Consider the following 21,402-nt stretch of genomic DNA (forward strand, 5'->3'; position numbering starts at 1 on the left):
GCTCACTTTCCTGCCATTCCTGCTTCAAATCCCTTCTTGATCCATCGATTTGGGGCTGTATACCGATTAGGCTACAAGTTGTCCTCTTCTAGATGGTCTGCACCGTCCTCGATAAAGGAATTAATCTGTTCCCACAACTCGTCTCTCCCGATTCCCGCCTCCGAAGAGAAGAGCATCAACTGATCTCCGGCCCGCAGCACAAGCGCATCCCGAATGATCTTCATATGCTTCTGCCAGCGGGACTTCGGAATTTTATCCGCCTTGGTAGCAACAACGCATACGGGTAAATCATGATGCTTGAGCCAATCATACATCAGTTCGTCATCCTTTGATGGCGGATGACGAAGGTCGATGATCAGCAGGATGAGTTTAAGTGTCTCACGCTCGAGCAAATATTTTTCAATCATGCCTCCCCAAGCCTGACGCTGGGTTTTCGACACTTTTGCATAGCCATAGCCGGGGAAATCCACAAAGTACAAGTCCTCGTTGATCCGGTAATAATTCAGATGCTGCGTCTTACCTGGCGTAGAGCTCGTTCTGGCCAGATTTTTCCGGTTAATCATCCGGTTGATCAAGGAAGACTTCCCTACATTGGAACGCCCTGCCAGAGCAATCTCTGGCAAGGCATCGTCAGGATATTGATTGGGTCCGACTGCGCTTATTACAAATTCAGCTTGATTTACTTTCATACTTCCATTCCTCTCTCTAATGCAGCCCGGACTGCTGTTCCACAAGCGCGTGCTCCAAAACCTGATCCATATGGGCCACAGGCACAAACACCACGTCTTCCTTCACACTATCGGGAATATCGCGCAAGTCGCGCTCATTATCCTTGGGCAGCAATATCTTTTTGTATCCTGCCCGATGGGCGGCAAGCGACTTCTCCTTCAGTCCTCCGATCGGCAGCACTCTTCCGCGCAGCGTGATCTCACCGGTCATTGCAACATCCTTCGATACATGGCGCCCTGTCAGAGCGCTGATCAAAGCAGTAGCAATCGTAATTCCGGCAGAAGGACCATCCTTTGGAATAGCTCCCTCCGGGATATGGATATGAATATCGTTTTTCTCATGGAAATCAGAATCAATTCCAAGCTCTGTTGCCTTGGATCTTGTATAGCTAAAAGCGGCTTGAGCAGACTCCTTCATCACGTCGCCCAATTTCCCTGTCAGGATCAGCTTTCCGCTGCCCGGAACCACCGTAACCTCAATTACTAAAGTTTCACCGCCAACCTCGGTCCAGGCGAGCCCGGTCACCGTGCCGATCTGATCCTCTAATTCAGCTACACCATAACGGAACTTCGGAACTCCCAGATAATCCTTGATCTCTTCCGGGCCTATGGCTAGTGATTCCTGATCTTCGGATACAATTTTCTTGGCTGCCTTTCGGCATAACGCAGCAATCTGCTGCTCCAGATTCCGGACCCCTGATTCGCGGGTATACTCGCGGATGGTGCGAAGCAGCGCTTCCTCGCCAATTTGCAGCTGATCCGGCTCTAGGCCATGCTCGCGCTTCTGTTTAGGCAGCAAGTATCTTGTCCCAATCTGCAGCTTCTCCAGCTCGGTGTAACCCGGAATATACAGCATTTCCATACGATCCAGCAAAGGGCGCGGGATGTTATGCACCGCATTCGCTGTCGTTACGAACATTACATTAGACAGGTCAAAAGGCACCTCTACAAAATGATCGCTGAATGTGTTGTTCTGTTCAGGGTCCAGCACCTCAAGCAAGGCCGAAGAAGGATCTCCCCGGAAATCCGAGGCCATCTTATCAATCTCGTCGAGCAGAAATACAGGATTAAGCGTACCGGCGGTTTTCATCCCCTGGATGATCCGGCCCGGCATCGCTCCGACATAGGTACGGCGGTGTCCGCGAATCTCCGCCTCATCTCTGACCCCGCCGAGGGAAATTCGCACAAACTCCCTGCCTAGCGAACGGGCAATGGATCGAGCCAAAGAAGTCTTACCTACTCCGGGCGGACCGACGAGACACAGGATCGGCCCCTTCAGCTTCTTTACCAGCTTCTGAACGGCTAAATATTCCAGGACACGTTCTTTCGGCTTCTCCAGCCCATAATGATCCTCATCCAATACTTGCTCCGCCTTCGTCAGATCCAGATCATCCTCGGTTTTATTGCTCCATGGAAGACTCAGCAGCCAATCCACGTAATTACGGATAACTCCACCTTCAGCAGAGCTGGCGGGCATCTTCTCCAGACGCTCAATCTCCTTGAGCGTCTTCTCCCGCACTTTCTCGGGAAGATTCTTCTCCTCCAATTGCGCGCGAAGCTCTTCGACCTCTCCGGCACGGCCTTCCTTCTCGCCAAGCTCCTTCTGGATCGCCTTCATCTGCTCGCGGAGATAGTATTCCTTCTGGGTCTTTTCCATTTGCTTCTTAACCCGTTGACTGATCTTCCGCTCCAGTTCAAGCACTTCACGTTCATTGTTCAGAATATCCAGCAGCTTCTCCAGCCGCATCCGAACCTCGATCGTTTCGAGGATTTCTTGCTTATCCTTAATCTTTAGAGACAAATGGCTCGTGATCACATCTGCAAGCCGTCCAGGCTCTTCAATGTCCGATACGGCTGCCAGTGTCTCAGGAGTCACCTTCTTGGAGAGATTGATATAATGTTCAAATTGAGTAAGTACTGTACGCATAAGAGCATCGACTTCAGGATCGTCAGACTCCTCTTCCGGCCGTTCCTTAGCTAATACCTCATAGTACTCCTCATTATCCAGATATTCCACAATTTCAGCCCGTTCCATCCCTTCCACCAATACACGAATGGTCCCGTTAGGGAGCTTGAGCATCTGACGAACCTTGGCAACCGTCCCGATACGGAAAATATCCTCTTGGGTCGGCTCCTCAATGTTCACTTCCGATTGAGAACACAGGAGAATTAAGTTGTCATCGACCATCGCCTTTTCCAGCGCCTTGACGGACTTGTCGCGTCCGACATCCAAATGCAGCACCATGCTCGGATACACGAGCAGGCCGCGAAGCGGCAGCAAAGGAAAACGCCGGCCTTTCGTTTTATGGGGTCCCATCGCCATGCACCTCCAACGTTCCCTTCAGTAATGTTCAAAAATCCGGCTCTTGTTCAAGAAGCAGATCATGATGAGAATTCAGCCTCAAATCTTGAACTCATTTTTCTTCGTAATTTCATACCTATTTTAGCAAAAGTGGTCTGAAAACACCAATGAAGGCGGCTGCGCATCCGCAACCGCCCTTGTAATGCCGAGTTACCTTACATTCCTCCATTAGGGGACGGAGAGTCCGCCTGCAGGAACGAAGCCGGTGTTGGCATTGGAGCAAAGAGCTCCCCTTCGGAAATAAAGCCGATATCCTTCTCCATTTCCGGCCCGAATACATGACGAAACACCTCGCTTACCGATTCCACAGGAATGACCCGGAGCCCTTCCAACCCTTCAAATAACGTCTGCCAGTTGTCCTTTGGAATCAGCACCGTAGTTGCACCGGCTTGGAAGGCTGCTTCCACCTTGGCCACCACGCCGCCAACCGGCTTGACCATGCCATGAATACCAATTTCACCGGTCATCGCAACCCGATGGTCGACAGGAATCCGCTTTATGGCAGAGGCAATAGCTGTCGTGATTGCCAGGCCTGCTGATGGGCCGTCGATCGGAGTGCCGCCAGGGAAATTGATATGAATATCGTACCCTGCCGGGTCCAGCCCCATTCGTTTCAAAACGGTAATGACATTCTCTACAGAGCCTTTAGCCATACTCTTTCGCCGCAAGGTCCGGCTACCGCCGCCAATCTCTTCCTCATCCACTACACCGGTGATGGTGTACGTGCCTCTTCCATTATCCACCTTGACGGCCGTTGCTTCGATTTCAAGCAAGGTGCCCATGTTCGCTCCATATACGGCCAGACCATTGACTACACCGATTTGCGACTGCTCAGGTATTTTACGTTCAGGACGCGGAGCAAGCTGACTGCTTGTCGCCACCCATTCCAAGTCCTTGGCATCCAAACGTTCCCGCTTTTCGGTCAAAGCCAGTCCGGCAGCGAGCTGCACCATATTTACAGCTTCACGCCCATTGGTTGCATACTTTTTAATCACCTCGACCGCCTCCGGACAAGGCTGGAAGCCAATCCTTTTTACGGCATCCTCGGCAATCTGGGCGATCTCCTCAGGAAGCAGGGGTCTGAAGTAAATTTCCATGCAGCGCGAACGCAGCGCAGGAGGAATCTCCTGTGGAGAACGGGTCGTAGCACCGACAAGCCTAAAATCTGCAGGCAGGCCGTTTTGAAAAATATCATGGATATAAGCCGGGGTGCCATGATCCTCCGAATTGTAATAAGCACTCTCCAGATAAACCTTCCTATCCTCCAGCACCTTCAACAGCTTGTTCATCTGAATCGAATGCAATTCGCCGATCTCGTCGATGAAGAGTATCCCTCCATGAGCTTTGGTTACCGCCCCCGGCTTCGGCTGGGGTATACCCGCCACTCCCATAGCCCCGGCCCCCTGATAGATCGGATCATGCACCGAACCGATTAAGGGATCAGCGATGCCCCGTTCGTCAAAACGGGCGATGGTGGCATCAATCTCCAGAAATTTCGCCTCCGCCTTGAACGGAGAGGCCGGATTCTTCTTCGCTTCCTCCATCACAACGCGGGCAGCTGCCGTCTTGCCAACTCCCGGCGGACCATAAATAATCACATGCTGCGGATTGGCACTGCACAGCGCGGCCTTCAACCCGCGAAGCCCATCCTTCTGACCGACAATATCGCTAAGCGCAGCCGGTCTTGTTCGCTCGGCAAGCGGCTTGGTTAAAGATATGGCTCTCAGCTTGCGAAGCTTCTCCATTTCTTTGCGGGATTCGCGATCCACCGCACTCCGATTGCCCTTTTGATTGCGGAGCTGATTCCAGAAGTAGAGGCCAATCACCACCGCAAAGAACATTTGAACCGCCATCAGAATGATACTTAAATCCATTTCATAGAGCCTCCCCACTTTTGACTGATACATGATAGTATTGCCCTTTCCCACCATCGTAAAACGATAGAGCCTATGAAATAGAAAAAAAGCCGCAAGCGTTAACCCCGCTTTACGGCCTGGTATATAAATTTATTTAATTTCCGTCGATAATCGATGCTCTTTCCGGCCTGGAATTTCTCCGGTTGCCTCGTACACTTCTACAATATGATCAATTTCCTTTTTCAGCTCCGCCAGCAAATCAGCTTCAGGCACCTTACGAATCATCTCGCCATAACGGAACAGCAAGCCTTCGCCACGCGCACCTGCAATGCCAATATCCGCTTCTCTTGCCTCACCCGGTCCATTAACTGCACAGCCAAGTACGGATACCTTAATAGGAACCTTCAAATTGGCGATATAGTCCTCAACTTCATTGGCGAGCGAGAACAGATCGATGTCCAGACGACCGCATGTCGGACAGGATACAAGCGTAGCCGCGTTGGAGATCAGGCCAAATGTCTTGAGCAATTCCCTTGCTACCTTCACTTCTTCCACCGGGTCCGCACTCAGTGAAATGCGCACTGTCGAGCCAATTCCCATGGACAGCAAAGCGCCGATCCCTGCCGCACTCTTCACGGTCCCCGAGAACAGCGTTCCCGCCTCAGTAATTCCAAGATGAAGCGGGTAAGGGATAACCTCCGCCGCCTTGCTATAAGCAGCAATCGCCATCGGTACATCAGAGGCCTTTAAAGATACGATGATATCATGAAAATCCAATTCCTCTAATATGCCGATATGATACAAGGCACTTTCCACCATAGCCTCAGGAGTCGGATAACCGTATTTCTCCAGTAAATGGCTTTCCAACGAACCGGCGTTAACCCCGATGCGGATCGGAATACCGCGTTCTTTACAAGCCTTTACTACAGCCTCCACCTTCTCGCGGCGGCCAATGTTCCCCGGGTTAATCCGGACCTTGTCGATCCCGTTCTCGATAGCTTTCAAGGCCAGCTTATGATTAAAGTGAATATCCGCGACGAGCGGAATATGAATCTGCTTCTTGATCTCCTTGATGGCTTCGGCTGCTTCATCATTGTTGACCGTTACCCGGACAAGCTGGCAGCCTGCTTCCTCCAACCTCAGAATTTCCGCTACCGTAGCATCGACATCTGCAGTCTTCGTTGTACACATGCTTTGAATGAGCACTTCATTGCTGCCGCCAATCGTCAAATTCCCGACCTTAACCGGGCGCGTATTCTGTCTCAAGAAAGTCATTACATATCTCCCCCCAATAACGCCAAAGCTCCACCCCTGGCAGAGCAAGCGGAATAAAACCGCCTCCTCCCCAGAAGTGGAGATTGGGTCATCTATGTTGCGAAAGCCGCGCAGTTAGAACTTACGCGCTTTCCTCTTGTTTTTTGTTCTTGTTCTTCTTGCCTCCAAGCTCAGGAGTCGTCTTCTCAACGACTACCTTCTCGGTGATCACGCAATCCGTGACATCATCCCGGGAAGGCACTTCATACATCACATCCAGCATAATGCCTTCAATGATTGCGCGAAGTCCACGGGCACCGGTATTACGCTTGATTGCTTCCTGGGCAATGGCCTCCAACGCCTTAGGCTCGAACTGCAAGTTTACATTATCAAGCTCCAGCAGCTTTTGGTATTGCTTCACCAAAGCATTTTTTGGTTCGGCCAAAATCCGGACCAATGTCTTCTCATCCAACGGCTCCAAAGTCGAAATGACTGGAAGACGGCCAACAAACTCTGGAATCAGACCAAATTTAAGCAGGTCTTCAGGCAATACCATGGACAAATATTCCCCCGGCTTGAGATCCTTTTGACCTTCGCTGCCTGCGTTAAACCCGATTACCTTTTTGCCGATCCGGCGCTTGATCATTTGCTCAAGCCCATCAAAGGCGCCGCCGCAGATGAACAAAATATTGGTCGTGTCGATCTGGATGAATTCCTGATGCGGATGCTTGCGTCCTCCTTGCGGCGGAACGGAAGCCACTGTACCTTCCAATATTTTGAGCAATGCCTGCTGAACACCTTCACCGGATACGTCACGGGTAATGGATGGATTTTCTGATTTACGGGCAACCTTATCGATTTCATCAATATAAATGATGCCGCGCTCTGCCTTCTCCACATCATAATCTGCAGCTTGAATGAGCTTCAACAGGATGTTCTCGACATCCTCGCCTACATAACCTGCTTCGGTTAAGGATGTAGCGTCCGCAATCGCAAACGGAACATTCAGGATTTTCGCCATGGTCTGAGCCAAAAGCGTCTTCCCTGACCCTGTAGGGCCAAGCAGCAAGATGTTACTCTTCTGCAATTCAACATCATCGATCTTGCTATGCGTATTTACCCGTTTGTAGTGATTGTACACCGCAACGGATAACGATTTCTTTGCATACTCTTGACCAATGACATATTGATCCAGAATATCGCGGATTTCTCTTGGCTTCGGAATTTCCTTCAGATCCAGCTCTTCCTCATGGCCGAGCTCTTCCTCTACAATCTCCGTGCACAATTCGATACATTCATCACATATATATACGCCCGGTCCGGCAACAAGCTTGCGAACCTGCTCCTGCGATTTACCGCAGAAGGAACATTTCAGCTGTCCCTTTTCGTCGTTAAATTTAAACATGTAAACACCCCTTCAAATATTTAGATAGGCTTGGTGATGACCTGGTCGATAATTCCGTAGGCCTTAGCCTCTTCCGCGCTCATGAAAAAGTCGCGGTCCGTGTCACGCTCGATTTTTTCAAGGGGTTGACCCGTTCGATCCACATAAATTTGGTTTAACTTCTCGCGTGTCTTAATAATCCACTCTGCGTGGATCTTGATATCGGCTGCCTGTCCTCGAACTCCGCCGAGCGGCTGGTGAATCATCACTTCACTATTCGGAAGCGCAAAGCGCTTGCCCGGTGCTCCGGCTGTCAGCAGCAAGGAGCCCATGCTAGCAGCCATGCCCACACAAATCGTGGACACATCCGGCTTGATATACTGCATCGTATCATATATACCCATACCGGCTGTAACAGAACCACCCGGAGAATTGATGTAGAGATGAATATCCTTTTCAGGATCCTCTGCAGCAAGGAACAGCAATTGGGCAATTACGAGATTGGCAACATCATCATCAATCGCATTGCTCAGGAAAATAATTCGATCCTTGAGGAGTCTCGAATAAATATCATAAGACCGTTCTCCACGGTTTGTTTGCTCTACGACCATAGGTACCAGACTCATTAGCGACCAACCTCTCTTCATGTTCAGATAAATTGCTTACCACATATTTTATCACGTTCATAGGGCTATGTCATTTCTCACGCAATAACCCGTATCTCTTTGAGATTACCTTATGTAACAGTTGTATTTGCAGAACTATTCTGGAAATAACTGTATAGCAAAAAGTGAAAAATTAAGGCACGCATTTAAGTATACGTGCCTTAATGAATGTCATGCAGTTCAGCAAATGATTGCCAAGTGCAGTTCTTATTCTTCGTCTGCCTTCACTTCAGCGGCTTCTTCCTCTTTCGGCTCGGACTTTGCTGCTTTCTTCGTCGTCTTCTTTGCCGCAGGCTTTGCAGCTTCTTCAGACTTTTCAGCCGCAACTTCCTTTGCGTTTGCGATCAGGAATTGGATCGTTTTGCGCAGAAGCACGTCTTCCTTCAAGCTGCCGAGCGAGCCATTAGCAGCAAGAATATTGCGGATTTCTTCAGGGGAACGCTTGTAAGCGTCAGCCATGTCCTGAAGCTCTTTGTTGATTTCTTCTTCCGAAGCTTCGATGTTCTCAACATTGGCGATTTGCTCAAGCACCAGGTTGTTGCGAACACGTTTCTCGGCATCGCCCTTCATTTGCTCCTTCAAGTCCTCTACGGTTTGACCGGAGAAGCCAAGGAACATATCCAGGTTCATGCCTTGCGCACGCAAGCGGTTGTCGAAGTCGCGAACCATGTTTTGTACTTCACTTTGAACCATGGCTTCTGGAATCTCTACTTCCGCATTTTCGCCAACTTTATCTACAAGCACCTTTTCGCGTTCAGCTTCTGCTTCTTTGCCCTTACGGTCAGCAAGCTGCTTCTTCAAATCGGACTTGAACTCGTCCAATGTATCGAATTCGCTAACGTCCTTAGCAAATTCATCATCAAGCGCGGGCAGTTCCTTACGCTTAATTTCATGAACCTTCACCTTGAATACAGCTTCCTTGTTAGCAAGCTCTTCTGCTTGGTAGTTTTCAGGGAATGTTACAGTTACATCCTTGAAATCGCCCGTAGCCAATCCGATCACTTGATCTTCAAAGCCAGGAATGAAGGTGTTGCTGCCAAGCTCCAGAGAATAACGCTCTGCTTTGCCGCCTTCGAACGGTACGCCGTCAACGGATCCGTCGAAGTCGATTACTACAGTGTCGCCCTTCTTAGCTGCTTCTTCGTCGATAACAACCAGTTCGGCATGACGCTCTTGCAAGCGAGTAAGCTCTTCGTTCAGCTCGTCTTCGCTTACTTCAATGTTTGCAGCCGGAACTTCAACGCCTTTATATTCGCCAAGCTTCACTTCAGGCTTCACAATAACCTTAGCCTTGAATTTGAATGCTTGTCCTTTACCGAATTGCTCAACGTCTACCTCTGGGCGGTCAACCGGGAAAATGTCAGTTTGCTCTACCGCTTCAGAGTATACCTCAGGAAGCAAAATATCGATTGCGTCTTGGTACAGGCTTTCAACGCCAAAGCGGGCTTCAAAGATCGACCGCGGCACTTTACCTTTACGGAATCCAGGTACATTTGCTTTTTTAACTACCTTTTGAAAAGCTTTATCCAGTGCTGCGGTGACACGTTCCGCATCCACTTCGACCTCGAGAACGCCGAGGTTCTTCTCTATTTTTTCCCAAGTTGCTTTCATTTTATGCCTTCCCCTCCAAATTTCCATATACTTAAATATACTGAAACCTCAATCGCGATCAAACAGCTATCTTGGTTCCAGTATAGCTGTCATTGTTCCACGATCAGAATAACCATTACATTATAAACAACAATACAGCATTTTACAAGGGCTCATCCAAGCCGCGAATTTTCTAGAGCTTTACTACAGCATGCCGGTTCAATTCAAAGATTAACCTTTTAGCCCTCCAGCGACAAATTGCCGGATAGAGCGATAAGCCTGCTCATAACGGAGTCTCAGATTATCCGTGATACTGTACATGGAGCGAATCTCCTGTTCATCCAGATTTCCTGGAACACTCTCTGATACCGTCTTGTGTAATGCCGCCGCCCAGATATCGATGTAATCATCCTCTTCATTGAGCAATGAAATATAGTCCTTCGTTCCATACATAGCCATAATAAACTGGCTCCAGAGCTCTTGCGAAAAATAAAACAAGGTCGGATTCTGCACCTGCGCATGATCCGCAACCCGATCCAGGACAGCATGCACCGGCCTTGGGAAATCCTCTGGGTTCAGCGGAACAGACTCCAACTCAATCTCTACCCTCTCGCCAGATCGCGATACCGTAATGATTCCTGAAGTTCCCCGTCTTCGCAAGGTTTGCAGAACCCGAAACTGCAATAAGGGATGCAATTGCTGCTGCTCCAGCCAGCCGATCAATGCTTCATCCACTTCCGGCTTGTCGAGATACGCCAGCTGATCCAGCGCCAGCAAAGTCTGTTCGGACAACGGCTTCTTGATAACTGTGTTTAGCAGCTTTTCGGCATATTGCGCATCCTCCGCCAGCTTCGCCTCCAGATGCCGCCGCGCCATTTCTTCTTCTCCCTCGTCTTCTGTGCGGGATTGGTCCGCCGATTCTCCCCGAAGGTTGGGAAATGCATCGATTAACCAATTCAACAAGGCGCGCCATTCATCATACAGACGTTCCTCTTGCCCTTGGCATTGCAACAAAAACTGCAACAGATCAGCCGCTTCGCCATATCGCTCTGTCTCCAGCATACGAGTCAGCTCAATCTGATAAAAATCCAGTGTCTTCGGAAATAACACCAGGTTGTTTTCGCTGTTCTGATTACTGCTAATGATACCACCCCCTGACGTCCGTTCTAATCAGTGAGATTATAGCATAGAGATGCAAGAAGGCAAAAAGTGACCCGACCAAGCAAGCTATTGCGTAACCGGGATTAACGTGATAAAATATTTTTTGCTTCTGTTTTTATGTCCCAGTAGCTCAGCTGGATAGAGCAACGGCCTTCTAAGCCGTCGGTCAGGGGTTCGAATCCCTTCTGGGACGTAGATAAAGAACCGGTTCTTATTGAACCGGTCTTTTTGCGTCCAAACGGGATGAGAACCCCTCTAGGGGGTTCGTCGTAGTGAGACGGTCAGTGCCCGGCGGATTGATGAACGGAGTCTCGCGCCGGAGCGCGAGTACGCTCGGAAATGCCATTTTTCCTACCGAGTTCAAAATCTTCCAGCAAATGCCGATATTTCTTATAAAGAAAGAATTAATATGACTGAAGGGAGAAAAATCAGTATGAATGTAACGAACCATCTTAATACTTCTTTACCTCATCTGTATAATGCCCCGTCTTTAAAGGGCATGCAGTCAGGTGTATCAATTTCAACAACAAGACCTCAACACGATTTGCTTGAGATCAGCGATACTGGAAGACAACTTGAAGTAATCACCAAAGAACTAACCAAAATTACAACTCCTTCAAGTCCAAAAGATGATGTAAACGAGATTATGAAGATGTTTAGACCCGAGGCTTATGAGAAAATGAACCGTTTTTTAGAACAAGGAAATGTTAAAGAAGGGCTGAACCAATTATTGTCTTTCGCTAAGGAATTGGGAAGCCACTCGGAGTGGATTCTTGCTTACAGAAAAGCGCAGGAAGAGTAGCTATTCATCAGAGCAATCCTACATAATAAATGTCCTAACTTATATGGACGGTTAGAAGCAGATCCTGCAAACAACGTGAGGATATTGCAAGACTCTCTGCAGAAGTTGATTTAATCAAAAAGACACCCCCTAAACGTTTGACCAACGATCGGGAGGTGTCTTTGAATTTGTAATAGAGTTTTTTTACTGACAAAATATAAACCGCAAGAACTTTTGGAGCGGGTGAAGGGAATCGAACCCTCGCCTCAAGCTTGGGAAGCTGGCATTCTACCATTGAACTACACCCGCATTTGATTACAATATTATAGCAATAAAGCGGGTTGATTTCAAATGACAATAATCTTTCGTTCTGCAGCAAGGGTGCGTAGATCGATATTCAATTGCTCTTTTTGAGCGGCATCTAATTCCAGTTTCATTCCATAATGGAATAACCCGTCTGCGACTTGCCGTTGCCACCGAACAAATCCCGCATACACCTGAGAGTGCTCTCCGAGATGAAGATGGACCGAGGCTCCAATCATATTATGCGTAACATGTAAATTCAACGAGGTCTGAATTCTGCAGCCTGCCTTGCTGATATCAATCAGTACAGCCTCAGCAAGTTTGCTGGCCACAGCCGATTGATTGATTGTAGTAATCTGGATCATACACCCTGTAGGCGGGGTTAAGGAATACCTAAAAGGCTCTTTTCTGCGGTTCTCCATGGATGAAATACAGCCTCCAACTTATTATGTCTTAATGCCGTTCAGAATGAGTTGCACCACGTCGCGAATCTCCTTCTCCTCATCCCATGGCTGGCCCTCTGAGAACAGAAAGCGCGTAACGAACAACCCGATCAGTGAGGAGCCTATAAATCGAAATATTGAAAATGAGGGGAGGTCTATGACCTCTCCCTTAGACTTAAAATGTTCGATAATCTCGATAAACCGATGAAAGACTTTATAGCCGACGTGCTGCTTGAACTCCTCCTGAAGCATCGGCTGAAAAGGTATTTCCTGCAGAAGAATTTTAAGGATCTTGGAGTTCTTCTTGACGAAGTTCAGTCGGTTCACAGCGAGGGCATACAGAAAATCCTCAAGCTTTGGATAGTCTGATTCAAGGATTTCCTTAAAATCATTCAGAACAAAAGGAGCCAGAAGTTTGCTCATGACCGGACTCACGATGGCGGAGAGCAAATCCTGCTTCGTCTTGTAGTGACGGAATATGGTGCCTTCAGCCACGCCGGCCCGCTGGGCAATTTCACTTGTCGAGGAGTAGGCATACCCTTTTTCCGCGAAGATCTCGGCCGCTGCGTAGAGAATTCTGGTCTGCTTCTCCGTCACTTTTTCACCGCTGAGAAGCAGCAGCTCCTTAAACCATTGATCTCTTGATTCCCTTTCCGACATGATCCGTGTCCTCCTGAATACTGTATTCGATATTTTAACACATTTTCCCTGGAAAAAGTCAAATCTTCCGATGTTTTCTTAACGCGATTACATTGAGCAGGCTGAATATCGTGGAAAACGCCACCAATACAACGACATTTATTGCGATGGAGTCCCATCCTTTGCCCCGAATCATAATATCGCTGAGCGCTTCGGTTCCGTAGGTAAGCGGCATAATGTATTTCAAGCTGACAAGCCAGCCAGGCAAGGTATCGAGCGGGAACAATCCCGATAAAAAGAGCTGTGGCACGATAATAAGCGGGATGAACTGAATCATCTGAAGCTCATTGTTAGCGAAGGCTGAGAGCAAAGTTCCCAGCGTCAGAGCCGTCATAGACAGGAGTAAGGTCACCAGCAGGACATAGCCGAAGGCTCCGTTCATCATAATGTCCAGAATTTGAATGCAGAACCAGGAGATCAAGAGCGCCTGGATCATGGTGAACATCCCAAAGCCGCCGATATAGCCGGCAACTAGCTCAGAACGTTTGAGCGGAGTAGAAAGCAGACGTTCCAGCGTCCCGGTTGTCCGTTCCCTTAGGAAGGAAACCCCTGCGATCAGAAAGACGAAGAAGAATACGAAAAATCCGATTAGAATCGGTCCCAGCTGATCAATGCTGCTCATGTCGGAGGAGCCGTGCAAATAAGAAACCTCCGGCTTCGAAAGGTTGGCTCCCTGATGGTCGGCTAAATCGCTCATTAACAGCAGGACGGCCTTGTTCACTGAAGGCTCGCTGCCTTCAAGACGCAGCTTCATGGCTTGAGCTCCCGGCATAAGATAGGCATCGATAGTCCGCGCATCCAGCGCCTGCTCTGCTTCCGCTTCTCCATCATAGTGGAAGATTGCCGCTCCATGCTCCTCCAGCCGGGCTTCTATCGGTTCCGGAAGCTCAATCACACCGAGATTAGGCTTATAGGCATCTCCGTTGAACACCAGGTACATTAAAGACAATACAACTAACGGCGCAAGAAAAATTAATGCCAGTGTACGCTTGTCGCGCCGGAATTGCCGAAGAATTCTTAACATAATAGCGAATGCTTTCATGCCTGGCCACCTCCATAATAAATGAAAGCTTCTTCAATGGTCTGTTGTCCAGCCAGCTCAATCAAAGCTTCCGGTGTTCCGACTCCCAGCAATTTGCCGTCGCGAATCATACCGAGTCTATCGCATTTATTGGCCTCATCCATCACGTGGGTAGTCAGCAGAATCGTGGTGCCTTTGGCGTTCAATGCCTTCAACTCGTTCCAAATCGATTGGCGGAGAAGCGGATCAATCCCTACAGTCGGTTCATCAAGAACAAGCAGCGGCGGCTCGTGCAAAAGTGCAATGGCCAACGATAGGCGTCTTTTCATCCCGCCAGAGTACTGGTCAACTCTTTTATTTAAATGAGGCCCCAACGCAACAATATCCATCACCTCATGAATCCGCTTCTTTCTAACTGGTCCCTTAATACCATATAACGAAGCGAACAGCTGCATGTTCTCCAGAGCGCTAAGCTCATTGTACAGGGCGTCTGACTGCGCCATATAGCCGATTTTTTGCATCATGGAGAGCTTGGGCATTACTGTGCCGAATACTTTCACTTCTCCTTTACTTCCTTCATCAATCCCTGTAAGGAGCTTGACTAGCGTCGTCTTGCCAGATCCGGATGGACCCAACAGACCAAACGTTTCAGCGGGAAGAACGCTTAAAGAAATATCATCAAGAATCGTCTTCTTTCCAAAGCTTTTGCTGACATGGGAAGCCTGAACGATTGGAGCACTGTTATTCATATAAAATGCCTCCTAACAAAAAAATGAGTGAGTACTCACATTTATTATAAATTGATATCACATAGATGTAAATATATTTGCTGCTGATGAAGAATTTAAAGTGTTAAAGAAGCTTGAGCAAATCCTAGACCTACTCAATTTATGTTATGACATAAAAGTGTAGAAATTGGTGTCAGGTATCCGTTGGATTGTTCTAATCCGTTGCAGTTATAATCGAAGGTATCATACAGGAATATTGAAAAAGAAATGCAAGAATATGGAGGCGGCAGATGGCCAGAAAAACTAAAAAAGTGACCGTCGTCGGATCGGGGCTTGTAGGAGCGGCTTGTGCTTACTCTATGATTAATCAATCGATTTGCGATGAGATTATGATGGTGGATCGCACTTACGACAGGGCCGTAGCCCAAGCGCTTGATCTGTCTCACTGCATGGACTTTACATCAAGCCGTACAAAAGTGTATGCAGGCCGATTGGAGGATTGCCGGGATGTGGATGTTGTCATTTTGACCGCCGGAGCGAATCCGAAGCCTGGCCAAACTCGGCTGGATCTGCTAGAAGAAGCGGATAAAATTACCCGTGGTATTGTCCGTCAAATCATGGACAGCGGTTTTGACGGGGTGTTTGTCGTGGCAGCCAACCCTGTCGATGCAGTAACTTATATCGTCCGGGAAGAATCCGGCCTGCCTCGTGAACGAGTGATCGGGACGGGGACTTCGTTAGACTCCGCTCGTCTGAAGACACTGTTGTCTGATGTATTTTCCATCGATCCGAGAAGTGTGAACGGTTATGCTCTGGGTGAGCATGGTGAGTCGCAATTCGTGGGCTGGTCCCATGTCACTATCGGAGGCAAGCCTCTGCTACAAATTCTGGACCAGCACAAGGAGAGGTTCCAGCATGTGGATCTTCAAGAAATCGAACAGAAGACCAAGGATGCCGGATGGGAAATCTTTACCCGCAAGGGCAATACCCAATTTGGCATCGGAAATGCCATTGCCTATATCGTGCGTTCCATTTTGAACGATGATCATAAAATCATCGCTATCTCTGCTATCCTGGAAGGAGAATACCAGCAAAGCAACGTGTGCACCGGAGTACCGGCAATCATTGGCGAGGGCGGTATTCAAGAGGTAATTGAATTGAATCTGAGCTTAGAGGAGCGGCAAAAGTTCGAGCATTCCTGCGGGATTCTACGGAACGCACTGGAGACGCTTGCCGATAAGCAGGCGTGAGTATTGTCTTTTCAGGGGTTCTCATCCCGTTGGAACGACAAAAGGCTCCTCGAAAGGAGCCTTTATCCTATACGTCCCAGAAGGGGTACTCGCGCTCCGGCGCGAGACTTCGTTCATCAATCCGCCGAGCACTGACCGTCTCACTCCGACGAACCCCCTAGAGGGGTTCTCATCCCGTTTGGACGCAAAAAGACCGGTTCAATAAGAACCGGTTCTTTATCTACGTCCCAGAAGGGATTCGAACCCCTGACCGACGGCTTAGAAGGCCGTTGCTCTATCCAGCTGAGCTACTGGGACACGTTTTGAGACAACAGTAATATTATACCGCATTGCTTCGTTTTTTCAAGTCCCAAGTAACAATATCTTGATTAGATAACCATTGTCACCACTTATCGCCGAGCTTTTCCTCGATCACCGCAGCTATAATTAGATACATATCATTATTAAACAAGCCCATCTCCTTATCCGCTAACTGCGAAAAAATCTATAAGAATAATATCATATTCTTCCTTAGATTATTCCGATCACACAATGAAAGGCATACGATTCATCTGGAGCCTGACACCATGGATACTGTCTGCAATTGGCGGAGGCTGACCAGACCGGCATTGATCGGGCATAACCAGTTTACTTCCATGTTAGCAACTTAATCCTTTTCTTATCCGTCATATTAGTTATAAAAAGAAGGAGCGCGCCTATTACATGAAAAAGTTGATCTTGAGTGTTCTTGCCGTTGCCCTTTCGGCTACGCTGGCCGGCTGCTCTGCTGACAAAGCTAGCGAACTGCCGTCTCTAAATCCCGTAACCCGGGAAATTCGGATCGATGAGAATGCCATGCCGTTAATAGTAGCAGAATCGCTTACCATTGAAGCCTTCGGCAGCGAATATCATACGCCCTATACCGATCAGGATGAGATCGAACTATTTATGCAAGCCATCCATACCGCCGAGCGGATCATCGGCATTTTGAATGTAGGAGAACCGGATTATCGGCTGCATGTCGAAGGAGTCGATGGCAAGGAATATGTTTATGATATGTGGCTCAGGGATAACAGCGGGCAGGCTATGCTGATGGATGTCCAGGATACCCGGAGCGGCTACACCATTTCGGAACAGCTTACCGAGCAGTTAAAGCAGATCATGTTCGCGGAGCCCGAGATAACGGAATTAGACTTCCGTACGGAGCCTGGTCCCGGCGGAGAACTGCTTGCCGTGCCCAAAGGCTTAAGAAAGGACCAATATTTCCTGTCCGGTGGTCCGTCTTTGAAGCTGCAAGATAAAACATATGTAAGCACGCACCTCTTCTACGGAAATCATAATGCCATCAATGCTATCGTTGCCCTTGATCCCTCTACGGATCAGGCAGAGGTTGTGTGGAGCGAGAAGCTCACCGATTCCAACAACCGCTGGAACAATGCGTTTATGAACAGCTATACGCTGCTGTTTCCGCTGGACGAGCACCAGTTGCTATTTCTGGAACCAGATTTGACTGTGGACGGTGGGGAATACCACCTCTCTGCTTACGATATACTCACAGGTGAAACGAAGCGGCTGCGGGAAGCTTTCTGGCCGCTTACAGATGATTATGACTATATCTACAAATTCAACTGGAAAGCTGACGAGCAGAAATTGTTTATGCAGAGTTATTTGGGAAATGTATGGTTTTTTGACCTGAAGACGGGAGACGACGAGGTTCATCTGCTGAAATACCGCGTCATCCCACACTCGACAACTGGCGCACCATCCCTGTTCTTGTCGCCGTCCTTCAAACGGTTCGTGCACGACGACGAAAGCGGGGATCTGACCTTTTACACCAGCGGAGGGAAAAAGCTCCGTTCCATAGCACTCCCAGAGGAAGATTACGTACCCTCCCAAAAGATTAAGTGGAGCCCTGCAGGCACCGTCGCCTGGATGGACCAGTCCGAGGCCAGTCAGGTACGAATTCTGGGCGTGGATATCGATTACTTGCGCATCGCGCCCCGCGAGCTTCACTTCTATGATCCGGACGGACAATCCCTGGGAAGTCTGACGGCCCCGGACGGTGAAAATGCCGCCTTGGAGGTTGTTGGGTGGATGGATGAAGATGTGGCCGTCATCAAATCATATACGGTCCAAGGCGGGCCAGCGGAGAAGCTGGAATTAAGGGTCCGGAATGAAATTTACTATCTCTACAACGTGAGATCAAGATCGAAGCAATCGGGGGATCACCTTACCGCCATGCCTCTGGAAGCCACCCCGGTAACGGACCTTTGGGACAAGGTTGTGCTGCCGGAGGAAGCTGCCGTCGTCACCGACGGCGAGATTCGGTTACGGGCCAAATAAGTCGCCTTGCGGGCGGCTTTTTTGTTGTATTAAATTGTACAAACTAGAGGCTATTAAATTACTGTATTGCCGATGATGACTAGCTCTTCTCATACGGACAACTCTTTCTGCAGGCGATCTCCGATTCCCGGGCAAGCCAGAAGCCTTGCCTTGAATTCTTTGCGCTGCCGCTCAGGAGACGGCCACCCTTGATCACCGAACTCCTCTTCGCTTACAACAGCTGTTGCTTGATGCATATCATTATTAAACCAGTCAATTTCCTCATCCGCATGGCTTCGGATCATACGGATGATTTCATATCCGTCATCCGCCGACTCGGACCGGGCAATATAGACATACAAATGCGGCCCGTCTGCTTCTCCTGGCAGTACCTGGACCATCGCGCAAGGCTGTCCGTCCAGCATCGTCACATTTCTGAAAATAGCTTCTTTAATATAGTACACTTGCTTATCCCTCCTCTGTATATCCCATGGTCCGCGACAATTGCTCCCGGGTCTCCGGCGTTCCAAAACGATAGATCAGCTTGTACAAAACATCTACAATACTTTGATACCCTGCATTCACATCCTGTTCCGGCGAATCAGGCCAAGGATACGTAAATGCAAGAAACGAGCGGGTCTCCTGTTCGCCAAGCTGCTCCAGTAAATGACTAACCTGATCCGCTTCCTCGGGAGTCGCTTCAATACTCCATTCATATGCCGTGGCCTGCTGGTCCTCCAGCAATGATCTGCCTTGCAAGGACACATAGTAGATTTTCTTATCCGTACTGCTCATCATGGTCACCCTCCATCCGGTTCATCTCAATTCTGCATAGTTTTCCATGCTGGACAGACATTTTATGCTTGCTCCAGGCATATTTTGTTATTACTTTTCATCCGGGTAAGGTTTATTGGTGAAAGCCAGGCAGAGAGAGGAGACAGCATCATGTGCGGAATTGCCGGATTTATCGAGTGGAATCGAGATTTAACGAAAGAACTGGATTTAGTGCTCGACATGACATCATGTCTGGAAAAGCGAGGTCCGGATGCCCAGGGAACCTGGATCTCCGGACCTTGTGCCTTCGGTCATCGGCGTCTGAGTGTCATGGACCCTGAGAACGGGGCGCAGCCTATGGTACTTGCAGAGGAGGATGCCACATACACCATTGTATATAATGGTGAAATTTATAACGCGCCAGAGCTTCGAAAAGAGCTGGAGCAACGGGGACGCAGGTTCGGCACCCATTGCGACACAGAGGTTTTGCTTCAGGCCTATATGGAATGGGGTCCGGATTGCGTAGAGCGATTAAATGGCATTTTTGCTTTTGCAATCTGGGATAGTGTCAGGCAGCATATCTTTTTTGCCCGGGATCGTCTGGGAGTAAAGCCTCTGTTCTATTGCGATCTGGACGGTACGCTGATCTTTGCCTCTGAGCCCAAGTCCCTTCTTAAGCATCCGAAGATGCAAGCGGCGGTCGGAGCCGACGGTCTTGCCGAAATTTTCGTGATTGGGCCAGCCCGAACTCCGGGACACGGGATATACAAAAATATGAAGGAGCTACGGCCCGGCCATGCTATGATATTCAACCGTTCCGGCTTGCAGGTCTTTGCCTATTGGAAGCTTCAGGCGGCAATGCATTATGATTCTGTAGAGGATACGGCCGCTAATATCCGCAATCTCCTGCAGGATACCGTGGAACGGCAGCTTCTGTCGGATGTTCCAGTATGTACTCTTCTCTCCGGAGGACTCGACTCCAGCGCACTTACTGCACTTGCGGTTAACTACTATCGAAGAACCGGGCAAGGGCAGGTACACACTTACTCCGTTGATTATGTTGATAACGACAAGTATTTTCAAGCTCACAGCTATCAGCCCGGGGCTGATGCGCCTTGGATCAAACGTATGGTTGAGGAGCTTGAAACAGAGCATCATTGGATTACGTTTGATACACCCGAGCTCCTGAAGTCATTGCCCGATTCGACCGAGGCTCGGGATCTTCCCGGCATGGCAGATGTGGATGCATCTTTATTATTGTTTTGCCGCGAGATTAAAAAGGGAGCTACCGTTGCGATTTCAGGAGAAGCAGCAGATGAGGTATTCGGCGGTTATCCATGGTTTCATCGTGAAGAATTGCTTGAAGCCGGCACCTTCCCTTGGTCAATTGCAACTGATTTGAGGGCTGGCCTGCTCTCTTCAGAGGTTCGGGACTGGATCAAGCCGGAGCAATATGTTGCTGAGCGGTATCAAGAAGCGTTGGACGAAGTGCCGCACTTGCAAGGTGAAACTCCGGAACAATCACGAATGAGAACGATGTCTTATCTCAATATCACCCGTTTCATGCCTACTTTACTGGACCGGAAGGACCGAATGAGCATGGGTGCCGGGTTAGAGGTTCGTGTTCCCTTCTGTGACCACCGCTTAGTGGATTATGTCTGGAATATTCCCTGGGAGATCAAGGCGATAGGAGGCCGCGAAAAGGGAATTCTTCGTAAAGCGCTTGAGGGAGTATTGCCGGAGGATGTGTTGTATCGGAAAAAGAGTCCCTACCCGAAAACCCATAATCCGGAGTACCTCTCTGCTGTGAAAGCGGAGGTTCTACGCATTCTGGATGATCCTTCCTCGCCCATCCTTCCGTTAATCAATAAGCCGCGCATTCTGGAAATTGCCTCCTCACCGGAGTCTTCCACCAATCTGCCTTGGTTCGGGCAACTCATGTCCGGTCCGCAATTGTTTGCATATCTTGCCCAGGTTAATCACTGGCTGAGCAAGTACAAGGTATCGGTTGGTTAAAGCTGTACGAAGTAAAAGAGGGTGTCCCAAAAGTAACTTTGGATTACCCTACCAACAAAATAAGATGATATTCATAAAAACCAAGG

At 48.9% G+C, this 21,402-nt stretch carries 18 protein-coding genes and 3 tRNA genes; 5 read left to right on the plus strand and 16 right to left on the minus strand.

Going from position 1 to position 21,402, the window contains the following annotated elements:
• Nucleotides 1-71 precede the first annotated feature (71 nt).
• The 8 genes from yihA to KQJ23_RS22070 form a co-directional block, all read right to left on the minus strand.
• Nucleotides 72-689: a ribosome biogenesis GTP-binding protein YihA/YsxC gene (gene yihA / locus KQJ23_RS22035; protein ID WP_216481064.1), complete on the minus strand. Its 618-nt coding sequence runs from the start codon at nt 687-689 to the stop codon at nt 72-74.
• A gap of 16 nt (nt 690-705) precedes the next feature.
• Nucleotides 706-3,045: an endopeptidase La gene (gene lon / locus KQJ23_RS22040; RefSeq protein ID WP_216481065.1), complete on the minus strand. Its 2,340-nt coding sequence runs from the start codon at nt 3,043-3,045 to the stop codon at nt 706-708.
• 200 nt (nt 3,046-3,245) lie between these two features.
• Nucleotides 3,246-4,964 (minus strand): ATP-dependent protease LonB, encoded by a 1,719-nt coding sequence (lonB, locus tag KQJ23_RS22045; RefSeq protein WP_216481066.1) that lies wholly within the window; start codon nt 4,962-4,964, stop codon nt 3,246-3,248.
• A gap of 132 nt (nt 4,965-5,096) precedes the next feature.
• Entirely contained in the window at nt 5,097-6,221 is a 1,125-nt protein-coding gene (gene ispG, locus KQJ23_RS22050; protein WP_216481067.1) for a flavodoxin-dependent (E)-4-hydroxy-3-methylbut-2-enyl-diphosphate synthase, read from the minus strand.
• Nucleotides 6,222-6,342: 121 nt separating this feature from the next.
• Nucleotides 6,343-7,605: an ATP-dependent protease ATP-binding subunit ClpX gene (gene clpX, locus KQJ23_RS22055; protein WP_216481068.1), complete on the minus strand. Its 1,263-nt coding sequence runs from the start codon at nt 7,603-7,605 to the stop codon at nt 6,343-6,345.
• A gap of 20 nt (nt 7,606-7,625) precedes the next feature.
• Nucleotides 7,626-8,210 (minus strand): ATP-dependent Clp endopeptidase proteolytic subunit ClpP, encoded by a 585-nt coding sequence (clpP, locus tag KQJ23_RS22060; RefSeq protein WP_212943522.1) that lies wholly within the window; start codon nt 8,208-8,210, stop codon nt 7,626-7,628.
• A 246-nt stretch (nt 8,211-8,456) separates the two neighbouring features.
• Nucleotides 8,457-9,860: a trigger factor gene (tig, locus tag KQJ23_RS22065; protein ID WP_216481069.1), complete on the minus strand. Its 1,404-nt coding sequence runs from the start codon at nt 9,858-9,860 to the stop codon at nt 8,457-8,459.
• A 210-nt stretch (nt 9,861-10,070) separates the two neighbouring features.
• Nucleotides 10,071-10,901 carry a hypothetical protein gene (locus KQJ23_RS22070; RefSeq protein WP_249529992.1) on the minus strand — a complete coding sequence of 277 codons (831 nt, stop codon included), beginning with the start codon at nt 10,899-10,901 and terminating at the stop codon, nt 10,071-10,073.
• 218 nt (nt 10,902-11,119) lie between these two features.
• Between KQJ23_RS22070 and KQJ23_RS22075 the strand changes: the two genes are divergently transcribed.
• Nucleotides 11,120-11,193, plus strand: a tRNA-Arg gene (locus KQJ23_RS22075).
• A gap of 240 nt (nt 11,194-11,433) precedes the next feature.
• Nucleotides 11,434-11,802, plus strand: a complete 369-nt coding sequence (locus KQJ23_RS22080) for a hypothetical protein (RefSeq protein ID WP_216481070.1) — start codon at nt 11,434-11,436, stop codon at nt 11,800-11,802.
• 214 nt (nt 11,803-12,016) lie between these two features.
• Here KQJ23_RS22080 and KQJ23_RS22085 read toward each other — a convergent pair.
• The 5 genes from KQJ23_RS22085 to KQJ23_RS22105 form a co-directional block, all read right to left on the minus strand.
• Nucleotides 12,017-12,090, minus strand: a tRNA-Gly gene (locus tag KQJ23_RS22085).
• A 38-nt stretch (nt 12,091-12,128) separates the two neighbouring features.
• Nucleotides 12,129-12,449, minus strand: coding sequence for a PilZ domain-containing protein (locus tag KQJ23_RS22090; RefSeq protein ID WP_249529991.1), 321 nt, complete (start codon nt 12,447-12,449; stop codon nt 12,129-12,131).
• Nucleotides 12,450-12,530: 81 nt separating this feature from the next.
• Nucleotides 12,531-13,187 (minus strand): TetR/AcrR family transcriptional regulator, encoded by a 657-nt coding sequence (locus KQJ23_RS22095; protein WP_216481072.1) that lies wholly within the window; start codon nt 13,185-13,187, stop codon nt 12,531-12,533.
• Between the two features lie 58 nt (nt 13,188-13,245).
• Nucleotides 13,246-14,268 carry an ABC transporter permease gene (locus KQJ23_RS22100; protein WP_216481073.1) on the minus strand — a complete coding sequence of 341 codons (1,023 nt, stop codon included), beginning with the start codon at nt 14,266-14,268 and terminating at the stop codon, nt 13,246-13,248.
• Nucleotides 14,265-14,996, minus strand: a complete 732-nt coding sequence (locus KQJ23_RS22105; RefSeq protein ID WP_216481074.1) for an ABC transporter ATP-binding protein — start codon at nt 14,994-14,996, stop codon at nt 14,265-14,267. Before KQJ23_RS22105 ends, KQJ23_RS22100 begins: the two co-directional genes overlap by 4 nt.
• Nucleotides 14,997-15,265: 269 nt before the next feature.
• On the opposite strand from KQJ23_RS22105, the gene KQJ23_RS22110 reads away from it, so the two are divergent.
• The gene (locus KQJ23_RS22110) at nt 15,266-16,225 is read left to right on the plus strand and encodes an L-lactate dehydrogenase (protein WP_216481075.1); all 960 of its coding nucleotides are present in this window, start codon (nt 15,266-15,268) and stop codon (nt 16,223-16,225) included.
• A gap of 223 nt (nt 16,226-16,448) precedes the next feature.
• Here KQJ23_RS22110 and KQJ23_RS22115 read toward each other — a convergent pair.
• Nucleotides 16,449-16,522: transfer RNA gene (locus KQJ23_RS22115), tRNA-Arg, on the minus strand.
• Nucleotides 16,523-16,927: 405 nt separating this feature from the next.
• On the opposite strand from KQJ23_RS22115, the gene KQJ23_RS22120 reads away from it, so the two are divergent.
• Nucleotides 16,928-18,547: a YhfM domain-containing protein gene (locus KQJ23_RS22120; RefSeq protein ID WP_216481076.1), complete on the plus strand. Its 1,620-nt coding sequence runs from the start codon at nt 16,928-16,930 to the stop codon at nt 18,545-18,547.
• Nucleotides 18,548-18,636: 89 nt separating this feature from the next.
• Here KQJ23_RS22120 and KQJ23_RS22125 read toward each other — a convergent pair whose 3' ends face one another.
• Together KQJ23_RS22125 and KQJ23_RS22130 are read right to left on the minus strand one after the other, a co-directional pair.
• Nucleotides 18,637-18,990, minus strand: a complete 354-nt coding sequence (locus KQJ23_RS22125; protein ID WP_216481077.1) for a hypothetical protein — start codon at nt 18,988-18,990, stop codon at nt 18,637-18,639.
• Nucleotides 18,991-18,994: 4 nt separating this feature from the next.
• Entirely contained in the window at nt 18,995-19,321 is a 327-nt protein-coding gene (locus KQJ23_RS22130; protein WP_216481078.1) for a hypothetical protein, read from the minus strand.
• Between the two features lie 150 nt (nt 19,322-19,471).
• Here KQJ23_RS22130 and asnB point away from each other — a divergent pair, with 150 nt between their 5' ends.
• Entirely contained in the window at nt 19,472-21,316 is a 1,845-nt protein-coding gene (gene asnB / locus KQJ23_RS22135; protein WP_216481079.1) for an asparagine synthase (glutamine-hydrolyzing), read from the plus strand.
• Nucleotides 21,317-21,402 lie beyond the last annotated feature (86 nt).

This window comes from Paenibacillus brevis (genome assembly GCF_018919145.1).
Lineage (GTDB): Bacteria > Bacillota > Bacilli > Paenibacillales > Paenibacillaceae > Fontibacillus > Fontibacillus brevis.